The 12,350-nt window shown below is 63.6% G+C and carries 10 protein-coding genes; 3 read left to right on the plus strand and 7 right to left on the minus strand.

All coding sequences use genetic code 11. The annotated features are described in order from the left end of the window. Positions 1 to 26: 26 nt before the first annotated feature. The 4 genes from HG250_RS10585 to HG250_RS10600 all read right to left on the minus strand — a co-directional run bounded on the left by HG250_RS10585 (position 27) and on the right by HG250_RS10600 (position 5,966). Complete coding sequence (locus tag HG250_RS10585; RefSeq protein WP_170005287.1) at positions 27 to 1,433, minus strand: NAD(P)H-dependent flavin oxidoreductase; 1,407 nt, start codon at positions 1,431 to 1,433, stop codon at positions 27 to 29. Beyond that, on the minus strand, positions 1,433 to 2,215 hold the full coding sequence (locus tag HG250_RS10590; protein WP_170005288.1) for a class I SAM-dependent methyltransferase: 783 nt from the start codon (positions 2,213 to 2,215) through the stop codon (positions 1,433 to 1,435). The genes HG250_RS10585 and HG250_RS10590 overlap by 1 nt, the downstream gene beginning before the upstream one ends. After that, positions 2,212 to 3,339 carry a peptide chain release factor 2 gene (prfB, locus tag HG250_RS10595; protein WP_170005289.1) on the minus strand — a complete coding sequence of 376 codons (1,128 nt, stop codon included), beginning with the start codon at positions 3,337 to 3,339 and terminating at the stop codon, positions 2,212 to 2,214. The genes HG250_RS10590 and prfB overlap by 4 nt, the downstream gene beginning before the upstream one ends. A gap of 101 nt (positions 3,340 to 3,440) precedes the next feature. Further along, entirely contained in the window at positions 3,441 to 5,966 is a 2,526-nt protein-coding gene (locus HG250_RS10600) for a penicillin-binding protein 1A (protein WP_170005290.1), read from the minus strand. 188 nt (positions 5,967 to 6,154) lie between these two features. Here HG250_RS10600 and HG250_RS10605 point away from each other — a divergent pair, with 188 nt between their 5' ends. Then, positions 6,155 to 7,336, plus strand: a complete 1,182-nt coding sequence (locus HG250_RS10605; RefSeq protein WP_170005291.1) for a vWA domain-containing protein — start codon at positions 6,155 to 6,157, stop codon at positions 7,334 to 7,336. A 37-nt stretch (positions 7,337 to 7,373) separates the two neighbouring features. On the opposite strand, the gene HG250_RS10610 is transcribed toward HG250_RS10605, so the two are convergent. Genes HG250_RS10610 through HG250_RS10620 form a run of 3 tightly spaced genes read right to left on the minus strand, consistent with a single transcriptional unit; the run spans position 7,374 to position 10,554 of the window. Then, entirely contained in the window at positions 7,374 to 8,765 is a 1,392-nt protein-coding gene (locus HG250_RS10610; protein ID WP_240957068.1) for a spinster family MFS transporter, read from the minus strand. Between the two features lie 26 nt (positions 8,766 to 8,791). Further along, the gene (locus HG250_RS10615; RefSeq protein WP_170005292.1) at positions 8,792 to 10,009 is read right to left on the minus strand and encodes an exo-beta-N-acetylmuramidase NamZ family protein; all 1,218 of its coding nucleotides are present in this window, start codon (positions 10,007 to 10,009) and stop codon (positions 8,792 to 8,794) included. Next, complete coding sequence (locus tag HG250_RS10620; RefSeq protein ID WP_170005293.1) at positions 10,006 to 10,554, minus strand: DOMON-like domain-containing protein; 549 nt, start codon at positions 10,552 to 10,554, stop codon at positions 10,006 to 10,008. The genes HG250_RS10615 and HG250_RS10620 overlap by 4 nt, the downstream gene beginning before the upstream one ends. Before the next feature lie 102 nt (positions 10,555 to 10,656). Here HG250_RS10620 and tyrS point away from each other — a divergent pair, with 102 nt between their 5' ends. Continuing rightward, on the plus strand, positions 10,657 to 11,883 hold the full coding sequence (gene tyrS / locus HG250_RS10625) for a tyrosine--tRNA ligase (protein ID WP_170005294.1): 1,227 nt from the start codon (positions 10,657 to 10,659) through the stop codon (positions 11,881 to 11,883). 121 nt (positions 11,884 to 12,004) lie between these two features. After that, entirely contained in the window at positions 12,005 to 12,343 is a 339-nt protein-coding gene (locus HG250_RS10630; RefSeq protein WP_170005341.1) for a PilZ domain-containing protein, read from the plus strand. Positions 12,344 to 12,350 lie beyond the last annotated feature (7 nt).

Below are 12,350 nucleotides of genomic sequence, written 5' to 3' on the forward strand. Positions count from 1 at the left end.
GCAGCGGCCCGTTTTCGATGTGACAGTCAGTCGCCAGTCAGAATGCGGTCGACCAGCTGCTTCACGCTGGGCGTGAAATTGTTGGAATAGAACGGATCTTCGCGGAACCTATAGGCCGCGTGCCCCGCGAACATCAGATTTTCCTCCACCGGGCCGCCATGCGCGATATCCTGAAGGGTCTTCTGGATGCAGAAGCTGCGCGGATCGGCCAGACGGCCGGTGGTGTAATTGTCGTGATCCTTCCACGAGGAAAACGCGCAATGCGACAGGCAGCCCATGCAGTCCGCCTGATCCTTGCGGATCATATCGCGGCTTTCAGGCGTGACGAAGACGATGGTTTCCTCGGGCGTCTTCAGCCCTTCGGTGTAGCCGGCAGCCACCCATTCGCGGGCCTTCGCGCGGTCTTCCTCGCTCACCCAAAAATTCTTCCCCCGCACCCCTGCATCCAGCTGAACGCAGCGTGCGCCATCCTCGGCCTTGCTATAGGCGATCTGGCGTTCGCTGCGGCGGATCAGGTCGAACAGGAAATCGTTCTTCACCGCGCTGGAATAGAAGCCGGTGGGCGAGAATTTGTGCAGCAGCACGTCGCCGGGTTCGATATCGCGCAGGGCATCCTTCCACCCCTGAGGGATCGGGCTTTCCTCGGTCAGCAGGGGCCGCGTGCCGAACTGGAAGGCGATCTTGCCGAGTTCGGGATTGTCGATCCAATCGTCCCATTCGCGCAGGAACCACACGCCGCCCGCCATGACGATCGGTACGCCTTCCGCCACCCCTTCCTTGCGCATCGTGTCCCGCAGGGCGGCGACGCGCGGATAGGGATCTTCCGGCTTCAGCGGATCCTCGGCATTGGACAGGCCGTTGTGCCCTCCGGCCAGCCACGGGTCTTCATAGACGACCGCCGCCATGAGGTCGGCGACCTTGTGATAGCTGCGCTTCCACAAGGCGCGGAACGCGCGCGCCGAACTGATGATGGGCAGGTAATGGACACCGTGATGCGCGGCGATCTCCGCCAGCTTGTACGGCATGCCGGCGCCGCAGGTCACCCCGGTGACGAGACCCTTCGTATTGGCGAGAGTACCCTCCAGCACCTGCTGCGCGCCGCCCATCTCCCACAGCACGTTGATGTTGATGGCACCCTTGCCGCCGGAGATGTCATGCGCGCGCTTCACCTGTTCGGTCGCGCCGTCGATCGCATAGGCGATGAGCTGTTCGTGGCGTTCCTTGCGGGTCAGGGCGTCGTAGATCTGCGGAACGATCTTGCCTTCGGCATCGTAGCTGTCGGCATTCACCGCGCTCACCGTGCCGATGCCGCCGGCTGCCGCCCAGGCGCCGCTGCTTTCGCTGTTGGTGGCGGACACACCCTTGCCGCCTTCTATCAGCGGCCACACTTCGCGCCCGCCATAGGAAATCGGCTCCAGACCCTTGAACGCCATTATGTCTTCGCTTTCATCTTCGGCATCGATGCCGATTTGCTGGTTGTGTCGCCGCCCTGCCGGTCGCTGCGGCAGGGTTCGATTGCAGATGGGGCGGGCCGCTTGTCGGCGGCCTTGAACTGGGCATAATAGCCGGCAAGTTCCGGTGCATCGCGAAACGCGACCAGTTCGAAACCGACCTGCCTGAATTCGCATTGCAGCAGCAGGGGATCGATCCCGTGCTGATCGGTCGGCCGGTCGACATCGACGACGACGACCTGTCCGCCTTCCGCAAGGGCAGGCCACAATCGCCACAGGAACGCATAGGGTTCGCTGACCTCGTGATACATATGCACGAGGAAGATGCGGTCGAAACTGTCTTCCGGCAGGCGCGGATCGTCAGCTGCGCCCGGCTTGATCGAAACATTGTCGAGGCGTTCACGCTCCACGCGCGAGCCGAGCCGCTCCAGCGCTGCACGGTCGATATCCTGCGCGAGCACGCGGCCATTCGGCCCGACGCGTTCCGCCAGGCGAACGGTATAATATCCATTGCCCGCACCGATATCGGCCACCGTCATGCCCGGCTCGATCTCGGCGAAGTTCATCACCGTCGCCGCTTCGCCGCGGCTGTCGCGCTGCGTCTCTGTCGAGAACTGGTTGCTGCCGAGGCCGGACACCGGCCTGTCCGGCTGCGGAAATTCCATGGCAGTTTCGGGGCGCTCGCCCTCCACGCGCTCGCAGCCCGGTAGCAGCATACAAGCTCCGGCCAGTGCAATCACCAGGAGGGCGCTGTGGTGCCTCATTCGACGTCCTCGACCTCGACCGTCTCGCCGGTGACGCGCTGCGCCAGCGCGGCCGAAATGAAGGGATCCAGTCCGCCATCGAGCACATCATCGGGCGTGGGGCTGGTGACGCCCGTGCGTAGATCCTTCACCATCTGATAGGGTTGCAGGACGTATGAGCGGATCTGGTGCCCCCAGCCGATCTCCGTCTTTTCGGCGTATTCGCCCGATGCGATCGCCTCCCGCTCCGCCATTTCCTTTTCGAACAGGCGCGCCTTCAGCATGTTCATCGCCGTGGCGCGGTTCTTGTGCTGGCTGCGGTCGTTCTGGCTGGCGACGACGATGCCGCTCGGCTGATGGGTGATGCGAACGGCGGAATCAGTGGTGTTGACATGCTGCCCACCGGCACCGCTGGCGCGGTAGGTGTCGATCTTCAGATCGCTTTCGTTTATCTCGATGTCGATATCGTCGTCGATAACCGGATAGACCCAGACGCTGGAGAAACTGGTGTGCCGCCGCGCGGAGGAATCGTAGGGGCTGATGCGGACGAGGCGGTGAACCCCGCTTTCGGTCTTGGCGTAGCCATAGGCGTTTTCGCCCTTCACCAGCAAAGTGGCGGATTTGATGCCCGCCTGTTCGCCCGAATGGTAATCGACCAGTTCGACCTTGAACCCCTTGCGTTCGGCCCAGCGGGTGTACATCCGCTGCAGCATCTCGGCCCAGTCCTGGCTTTCCGTGCCGCCGGCACCGGCGTGGATTTCTACATAGGTGTCGTTGCCATCGGCCTCTCCTGCGAGCAGGGCCTGCACCTTGTCGGCATCGGCACGTTCCGCCAGCCGTTCAAGGGTGGCATGACCGTCATCGACGATCTCCTCGTCGCCCTCGGCCTCGCCCATCTCGACGAACTCGATCGCATCGTTCTTTTCGCTGGTGATCTCGCGCACGGTGCCGATGGCGCTTTCCAGGCGGCGGCGCTCACGCATGACGTTCTCCGCTTCCTTGGGATCGTCCCACAGGGTCGGGTCCTCCACCCGCGCGTTCAATTCATCCAGGCGGCGGAGCGCACGCTCCCAGTCCAGCGACTGGCGCACCAGTTGCAGGGCAGCGTCTATTCGGTCGATATGGGCCTGCCCTTCGGCACGCATGGCTTTTTCTCCGCGTCTGAATATCCGCCAGGCCTAGCGAAGCCAGGCTGGCTTGGCAAAGGTTTGCCGGCGCTGCGCCGAAGCAGCGCCGGACTGTGCGTTCAGTAGATGCCGCCCTGCTCCGCGACGAAGCTCTCCACCTGCTGCGGTGGCGGTGCGCTGCGGCTCTGCGCCTGAGAGGTCCGACGCGATGTCGCCCGGCTCGCCTGGCGGATAAGCTCCAGAATTTCGTTCCGGCGCGCGGCGATGGCATCCTGACGGGTGGCGCGCGGCGGTTCGGTATCGGGCTTGAACGCCTCCCAGATCACCGCGGCCTTCGGGTCGTCCGTGGGCGTGCCCCCGAACACCTTCTTGCCGCTGCGCCGGTCGATCCGCACCATGCGCACGCCGGCGGGGGCCACGAAGGGTTCATCGGTCCAGCGGTCGCGCGTATCGGTAACGAATTGCTTGAAGATCGGGGCAGCGGTGTTGCCGCCCTGCACGTAACCGCCCATGTCGCGCGGCTGATCGAAACCGAGATAGGTTCCCGCCACGATATCGGGCGACCCGCCGACGAACCATGCGTTGGTCGGCCCGGTGGTCGTCCCCGTCTTGCCGAACAGCGGCAGGTCGAGATCGCGCAGGCGAACCGCAGTCCCGCGCGTCACCACGCCGCGCAGCATGTGAACGGTCTGGAACGCGGTGCGCGGGTCCATCACCTGCCGCCCGCTGGCGGGCAGGCGCGGCATGGGCTGGCCGTCATATTCGGCCATGTTGCACCCGGTGCATTCCCGCTTGTCGGCACGGAAGATGACCTTGCCGCGGCGGTCCTGAACATAATCGATCACGCTGGGATCATGCTGACGCCCCTGATTGGCGAGCGCGGCATAGGCATTCACCATCTTCAACACCGTGGTGTCGCCCGCGCCCAGCGCGAAGGAGGGATAGTTTTCATATTTGCCGATGCCGACTCGCTCGAACAGGCGAGTGACATTGTCCATCCCCGCTTCCATGGCGATATGCACCGTCATCAGATTGCGGCTCTGCTCCAGACCCCAGCGCATGGTGTGGACGCCGCCGCCGCCACCGCCGAAATTGCGGAAGCATTTGTCGCCGAGATTCGCGCCCTGATAATAGCAGAATGTCTGGTCCGGCACCAGGCTGGCGGGGGTCATGCCGTGGTCCAGGCCTGCGGCATAGACGAAAGGCTTGATGGTCGAACCCGGCTGGCGCTGCGCCTGGGTCGCGCGGTTGAAACTGCCGAGGCGGCTGTCGAACCCGCCCTGCATGGCAAGTACGCGCCCGGTCTGCGGATCGGAAGCGACGAAGCCGCCCGACACTTCGGGGATGTATTCCAGCCGGTAGCCACTGCCCGCAGGCGAAGCGGCCACGACGTCGCCCACTTTCAGCGAATCGGCTGCGCGCGACAGCGGGTGATCCTCGCCGTCGGTGAAGAGGATGCGCGGCGATGCGCCCGCTTCGCTGATGACGCCGATGCGCCAGTCCTCGTAATTGATGCCGAGGTTCGAACTCGCCAGTTGCGACGCAAGATTGCCAGCATCGGCGTCCAGCGTGGCCACCGGCCCGCGGAACCCCTTGCCCGCATGGTAACGCAGCATGCCCGCCCGCAGGGAATCGCGCGCCGCGTCCTGCATTTCGGTATCCAGGGACGTTCTCACCCACAGGCCGCCCGAATAGACGCTGTTCCTGCCGTCATCGGCCGTTTCCCCGAATTCGTCGATCAGCTGGCGGCGAACTTCCTCGAGGAAATAGCCGGCATCGGCGCTGGCAGTCTGGGATTTCTGCGGCACAAGCCCGAGCGGCTGCGCCTTGGCACGGCTCGCTTCGCTTTCCGTGACGAAATCGTTGACGGCCATCTGATCGAGCACGAAATTGCGGCGGGCAAGCGCCAGCTGTTCGTTCCTGGCTCGCCCGTAGCGCTCCGGCGCTTTCGGCAGAATCGCCAGGAACGCCATTTCGTGCAGGTCGAGATCGCCGATATCCTTGTCGAAATAGGCGCGGCTGGCCGCCTGCACGCCGAAGCTGCGACGGCCGAGAGGTATTTCATTGAGATAGAGTTCGAGGATCTGCCGTTTCGTCAGCACGTCCTCGATCTTCATCGCCAGCCGCATTTCCTTCAGCTTGCGCGTGATGGAATATTCATCACCCACCAGGATGTTCTTGGCGACCTGCTGGGTAATGGTCGAACCGCCCTTGGCACGCTGGCCGGTGCCCAACTTGCTGGCATAGTCGACGACCGCGCCGGCCAGGCCGGTGACATCGACCCCGCCGTGGCTGAAGAAGGTCTTGTCCTCCGCCGCCAGATAGGATTCGATCAGCGTCTGCGGGAAATCGGCATATTGCAGCTGCACTCGGCGCTCACGCGCGTAGGAATGGACGATCTCGCCATCGATGCCGCGCACGACGGTCGGCAGCGGCGGTTCGTAATCGAGCAGCGTTTCGGCATCGGGCATCCCGCGCGAAAGCGTGATCCACAGCGCGATCAGCGCGACGAGGCCGAGCACGCCAAGGATGAACATCCAGCGGAACCAGCGCCGTTCGCGCCAGTTTCTTCTGAAGAACTGCGCTGCCCCGCTCGCGTCGCGGCGAATTCGGTACGTGATGCTGTCTCTGGATTGTTCGGCCATGATCAGCGGCGGCCTTTAGCATGCACTTCCTTGCTGTTGCCAGAACAAAGCCGGGCTTTTCAATCGATCGGGCTACCGTTATCGAAATTGTTCCGGTCGACGGTCCGGCCGCCGTGGTGAGTGCACGTTTAATTCCGACCAGATTTCTGCGCTGGCGAAGCTGCGCCTGACGCGATAGACGATCATCCATGTTTTTCGATTTCGTAGACGAGCTTCGCGCGACCGGCATCTCGGCGTCCTTCAAGGAACATCTCACGCTGCTCGAGGCGCTCGACCGCGATGTGATCGAACAGACGCCCGAGGCCTTCTATTACCTGAGCCGCGCGACATTCGTGAAGGACGAAGGGCTGCTCGACCGCTTCGACCAGGTGTTCAACCGAGTCTTCAAGGGGATCATGAGCGATTACGGGCAGAACCCGGTCGAGATTCCGGAGGACTGGCTGAAGGCAGTGGCCGAGAAGTTCCTGAGCGAGGAGGAGATGGCCGAGATCAAGTCGCTGGGTGACTGGGACGAGATCATGGAGACGCTGAAGAAGCGGCTGGAAGAACAGAAGGAGCGTCACGAGGGCGGCAGCAAGTGGATCGGCACCGGCGGAACGTCGCCCTTCGGCCATTCGGGCTACAATCCCGAAGGCGTGCGGATCGGCGGGGAAAGCCGCAACAAGCGCGCGGTGAAGGTCTGGGAAAAACGCGAGTTTCGCAATCTGGACAATACGAAGGAGCTCGGCACCCGCAATATCAAGATGGCGCTGCGCCGCCTGCGCCGCTTCGCGCGTGAAGGGGCCGCCGACCAGCTGGATCTGGATGCCACGATCAAGGGTACGGCGAAACAGGGTTGGCTCGACATTCACATGCGCCCGGAACGGCGCAATGCGGTGAAGCTGCTGCTGTTCCTGGATGTCGGTGGGTCGATGGACCCGTTCATCAGGCTGGTGGAGGAACTGTTCAGCGCAGCCACGGCCGAGTTCAAGAACCTGGAATTCTTCTACTTCCACAATTGCCTGTATGAAGGCGTGTGGAAGGACAATGCCCGCCGCTGGCAGGACCGCACGAAGACCTGGGACGTGCTGCATAAATTCGGCCATGACTACAAGGTCGTCTTCGTCGGAGATGCTGCCATGAGTCCCTATGAGATCACGCATCAGGGCGGCAGCGTCGAACATATGAACGAGGAAGCCGGCGCCACCTGGATGCGCCGGGTGACGAACACCTATCCCGCCACCGTCTGGATCAACCCCGTGCCGGAAAAGCAGTGGGGCTATTCGCAGAGCACCCGGATGCTGCGCGAGCTGGTGAATGATCGCATGTATCCCCTGACGCTGGACGGACTGGATGATGCCATGCGCGAATTGAGCCGCAAGCAGGGCTGACCCTGCTTGCGGCCCTGCACCGGCTTCCGCGCCCGCATCACTCGCGGTCGAGTTCCTCGTTCAGCCGCAGGCTGCAGCGCCAGAAGAAGAATGCCGGCACCAGGCTCATCGCCGAGGCAATGAAGAGCACGTAGCGGACGCTGTCATCGCCATAGGCCGGCTTCAGCACATCGGACAGGATGCCGAAGAATGTCGGGCCCAGGCCAAGGCCGATCAGATTCTGGAAGAACAGCAGCACCGCCGCCGCCATTGCGCGGGCCGACGGGCTGACCAGCCCCTGCACCGACGAATAGGTGGGGCCGTAATAGAGCGACGTCAGGATGGTCGGGATGAACAATATGGCGAGCGCCAGCTGCCACTGAGCCACTGCATAGGCCAGCACCAGCATCGGCGCGGCGACCGCCATGCCGATGGCGGGTGCGGTCAGCACGTGGCGCCGGTTCGTCGCTCCGAAACGATCGGCCAGATAACCGCCGAGCCAGGTGCCGAAGATACCCGCCGCGCCATTGACCAGTCCGAAATACAGGCCGACTTGCCCCGGGCTGAGGCCGTGCGTGCGCTGGAAGAAGATCGTTGCCCAGGTGATCTTGCCATAGCTGAGGAAAGCCGCCGACGATCCGGCGATCAGCAGGAAGATCATCGCTTTCGATCCGAAGATGGCGGACAGCGCCGCCTTGCCGGACAGCCGCTGGCGTTCCGGCATCGCGCGCATCGCCGCGCCGCGGCGCGGATCCTTGAGCACGAACCAGACGACGAGGGCGAGCGCCACGCCCGGCAGCCCGACGAACAGGAAGGCTGCACGCCAGCCCACCAGATCGGCCAGGATCCCCCCGATAACCATGCCCAGCACGGTGCCGATGGGGATACCGAGCGCGTAGAAGGCGAGCGCCGAACTGCGGCGTTCCTTCGGCACGATGTCGCTGATCAGCGAATGGGCAGCGGGCGTGCAGCCCGCCTCCCCGACCCCGACCCCGACCCGCGCCAGGAGCATCTGCGTGAAATTCTGCGCCAGCCCGCACAGCGCCGTCATCGCCGACCAGACCGCCAGCGCGACGGCGATCAGACGCGGACGGTTCGTCGTCGGCCTGTCGGCATATCGCGCCAGCGGCAGCCCGAGAATGGAATAGAGCAAGGCGAAGGCCAGCCCCGTCATCAGCCCGATCTGCGTATCGCTCAGATCCAGTTCGAGCGCGATCGGTTCGGCAAGGATGTTGACGATCTGCCGATCGAGGAAATTCAGGATATAGACGATCAGCAGGATCCACAGGACCGTGCGGACCGAGCTTTCCCGCTCCGGTTTGCCGGACGCAATGGTGGCGGTTGCCGGGGGTGCATTGAAGGCCATCTTCTCTCCTCGAGGGCCGCAATCTGCCGTTGCCGCTCCTGTTTCCGCCGCGATGTTCCTGCCTTTTGCGGCAAGGTCAACCATGTTGCGCCTTTTGCCTGCGTTTCCCCTCAATACAGCAGGTGGCCTCTCACCATCTCAACCCATGCCGCTTCGTCGGCAGTGGCCTGCCCGTCCAGATGATCGGGTCCGGCGCTGCCGTCATCCACCCATTCGCGCAAGGAAGGCCCGCCGTTGATGACATCGATGGCAAGCCGGTCCGTTTCATATTCATAGGGAAAGTCCCGCCACAGATCGTAATCCGGGTGCAGCATCCGGATCGCCTTGAGGGCCAGCGCCTGCAGCCTCCACGGACGAAAGGCATCGTGATCGTAGAATGGCCCTTCGGCATGGATCATCAGCGCATTGCACAATTTGCCTGCGTGCTTGTGAAATGTCGGTTCGAACCAGCATTCGCGCAGGGCGCAGCCGCTCAGCCATTCGGGCGCCAGTTTGCGCATCGCCTTGTGAATGGCGGCGGCGTCGAGGTCGGGCGCGCCGAACAGAACCTCCAGCGGACGGGTCGTGCCGCGCCCTTCGCTCAAATTCGTGCCCTCCAGCATCACGGTGCCGGCATAGGCGCGCGCCATGTTGAGCGCGGCGGCGTTCGGGCTGGGGTTGATCCAGACCCGGTCCGAAGGCCAGCCCCACCCGGCACCTGCCGCATCGCCTGCACCCTCATTCGGTTGCCAGCCCTCCATCGCGACCACGCGGTAATCCAGATCGAGCTCGAAATGTTCGATAAACCACGCACCCATCTCGCCCATCGTCAGCCCGTGCCGCATGGGCATGGGGGCCGCACCGACAAAGCTCTCCTGCCCCGGCACCAGCAGAGTGCCCTCGACCGGACGGCCCGCCGGATTGGGCCGGTCCAGCACCCACACCGCCTTGCCCTGCTCCGCCGCCGCTTCGAGCAGATAGAGCAGCGTGGTCACGAAAGTATAGATGCGGCAGCCGAGATCCTGGAGATCGAACAGGAAGACATCCGCCGTGTCCATCATGGCCGGGGTCGGCCGGCGAACCTCACCATACAGGCTGAAAATGGGGATGCCGTATTCCGCATCCACCTCATCCGCGGTTTCCACCATGTTGTCCTGCTTGTCGCCCTTAAGCCCGTGCTGCGGGCCGAAGGCCGAGGTCACCTTAACGCCGGCATCAATCAGCGCATCGAGCGAATGAACGAGATTGCGGGTCACGGAGGCCGGATGCGCCACCAGCGCCACCCTCCTGCCCTTCAACTGGTCCAGGAGCGAGCGGTCGGCGAGCAGGCGATCAAGTCCGGTTTTCATGGAGCTTCAGGTGCCGCAAGCCTGCCGGCGAAGCAAGCCGGATCGTGGAAATCAGGCTGCGGCTGCCGGGACGCCTCGGGATGCGCCAGCGCCCAGAAGCTGCGTGTGCCGCAAGTCTCCTCCAGCACGGCGCTCAGGCCGATGGTCGCCGGACCTGCGGGGATGGCGTCTGCGGGAATATGCACGTCCAGCAGGGTGCAGGACGATCCGTTCCGCAGCGAACAGGCCGGTGCTCTCTCCACGGGCCTGTCGCGCATTCCTGCCCGGTAGCTGTCGAAATCGTAAGCGGCCCAGGCTTCGGAGGGTGAGAGGTTGAACTCCGAATATCCGTCGCTTCCATCGCGCTTCACGAACAGTTCGAAACAGGTCTTGCGCCACAGTCCATCGGCGCGTTTTCGCCCGGCGAAAGGTGGCAGCTTCAGCACTGCGCCGGGCACGACCTTCCAGCGCAGCGACAGCCAGTCCGCCGTCATGCCGGTCACGCGGGCCTCCACCGAGGCTATGCGGGCAGGCGGGAAGGCGGGGTGCGGGATCAGTTGCGGCATGGCGCGTCATTGCCCGCGCATTCGCCGGAAATGCAAGCTGCGCCGGAACTCTCCACCCGATAATTCTTGCGAAAATACGCTTCGCTGCTAGCCGCCTGCTGCATGAACGACTTCGCCTCCGACCTCATGCGCGTGCTGGATCAGCGCGGCTATATCCACCAGGCAACCGATGCCGCAGCCCTCGATGCGCTGGCGGCCCGGCAGGTGGTGCCCGCCTATATCGGCTTCGATGCGACGGCGCCTTCGCTGCATGTCGGCAGCCTGGTGCAGATCATGATGCTGCGGCGTCTGCAGCAGACGGGTCACAAGCCCATCGTCCTGATGGGCGGCGGCACGACCCGCATCGGCGATCCCACGGGGCGGGACGAGAGCCGCACCATGCTGAGCGACACCGATATCGACGCCAATATCGCCTCGATCCGCACGGTGTTCGAGAAGCTGCTCACCTTCGGCAATGGACCAACCGATGCCGTGATGGTGAATAATCAGGACTGGCTGGGGACGCTCGGCTATATCGAGATGCTGCAGAAGGTTGGCACGCATTTCACCGTCAACCGGATGCTGACCTTCGACTCCGTGCGCCTGCGGCTCGACCGCGAACAGCCGATGACCTTTCTGGAATTCAATTACATGATCCTGCAGGGGTATGATTTCCGCCATCTGGCGCAAGTCATGGGCGCGCGCCTGCAGATGGGCGGCTCCGACCAGTGGGGCAACATCGTCAATGGCGTGGAACTGGGCCGCCGTATGGATGGCACCGAATTGTTCGGCCTGACCACGCCGCTGCTCACCACCGCCGACGGACGCAAGATGGGCAAGACCGCATCGGGGGCGGTCTGGCTGAACGACGATCAATTGCCGGCCTATGATTTCTGGCAGTTCTGGCGCAATGCGGATGACCGCGACGTCGGGCGCTTCCTGCGCCTGTTCACCGATCTGCCGCTTGACCGCATCGCCGAGCTGGAGGCGCTGGAAGGCAGCGCGATCAACGAGGCCAAGACCGTGCTGGCGGACGAAGTAACGGCACTCGTCCGCGGCACGGATGCCGCGCTCGCCGCCCGGCGGACTGCGGAGGAAACCTTTGCAGGCGGCGGCGGCGAGGAACTGCCTGCGATCTCCGTCGGCGCGGAAGGGATCGGCATCGCGGCGGCCTGCACTGCACTCGGCTTCACCGCCAGCAACAAGGAAGCCAAGCGCAAGATTGCCGAAGGTGCCGTGCGCGTGGACGATATCGCCATCGCCGATCCCGGGCACATGATCGCACCTGCCGGGGGCGAAATCATGAAACTGAGCCTGGGGAAGAAGAAGCACGGACTCGTCCGCTTCTGAGAACTGCTGGTTAAACAGACATTTACCATGGTTTCAACCTCCCGCCGCGTTTACCGTATCTAAGTGTTTTTACCTCATGATCCTGCTGGTCGGATCGAGCCAGGGAAGGGTTTTCACCACCATGACTGTCGGAGCACAGCTTTCAGTAACCGATCTGCGCAATGCAGCGCGCCATCCGGTCGATTTCCCGGTGATCGCCGAACATCACGACCACGGCGACATGCAGCTGCATATCAGCAACATCTCGGCCCATGGTTTCATGATCGACAATGACGCGCAGATTGCGCGCGGCGACCGCGTCATCATTCGTCTGCCGGTCATCGGCCGGATCGAAGCCTATGCGATCTGGCAGCGGGATGTGCGGGCCGGTTTCCAGTTCGAACGGATCATCAGGCTCGGCGATTTCATGCAGATGATCGACACGCTGCAACCCAACCCGCGGCTGCGGAAACGCCGCTGACGAGATG

Origin of the sequence: Pseudopontixanthobacter vadosimaris (genome assembly GCF_012979275.1) — a bacterium.
GTDB lineage: Bacteria > Pseudomonadota > Alphaproteobacteria > Sphingomonadales > Sphingomonadaceae > Pseudopontixanthobacter > Pseudopontixanthobacter vadosimaris.

Excerpts from the sequence above, each read along its gene's own strand:
- HG250_RS10605 (WP_170005291.1), top strand. The coding sequence starts at position 6,155 with ATGTTTTTCGATTTCGTAGACGAGCTTCGCGCGACCGGCATCTCGGCG.
- HG250_RS10630 (WP_170005341.1), top strand. The coding sequence starts at position 12,005 with ATGACTGTCGGAGCACAGCTTTCAGTAACCGATCTGCGCAATGCAGCG.
- HG250_RS10600 (WP_170005290.1), bottom strand. The coding sequence starts at position 5,966 with ATGGCCGAACAATCCAGAGACAGCATCACGTACCGAATTCGCCGCGAC.
- HG250_RS10615 (WP_170005292.1), bottom strand. The coding sequence starts at position 10,009 with ATGAAAACCGGACTTGATCGCCTGCTCGCCGACCGCTCGCTCCTGGAC.
- HG250_RS10620 (WP_170005293.1), bottom strand. The coding sequence starts at position 10,554 with ATGCCGCAACTGATCCCGCACCCCGCCTTCCCGCCTGCCCGCATAGCC.
- tyrS (WP_170005294.1), top strand. The coding sequence starts at position 10,657 with ATGAACGACTTCGCCTCCGACCTCATGCGCGTGCTGGATCAGCGCGGC.
- prfB (WP_170005289.1), bottom strand. The coding sequence starts at position 3,339 with ATGCGTGCCGAAGGGCAGGCCCATATCGACCGAATAGACGCTGCCCTG.
- HG250_RS10585 (WP_170005287.1), bottom strand. The coding sequence starts at position 1,433 with ATGGCGTTCAAGGGTCTGGAGCCGATTTCCTATGGCGGGCGCGAAGTG.
- HG250_RS10610 (WP_240957068.1), bottom strand. The coding sequence starts at position 8,765 with ATGGTTGACCTTGCCGCAAAAGGCAGGAACATCGCGGCGGAAACAGGA.
- HG250_RS10590 (WP_170005288.1), bottom strand. The coding sequence starts at position 2,215 with ATGAGGCACCACAGCGCCCTCCTGGTGATTGCACTGGCCGGAGCTTGT.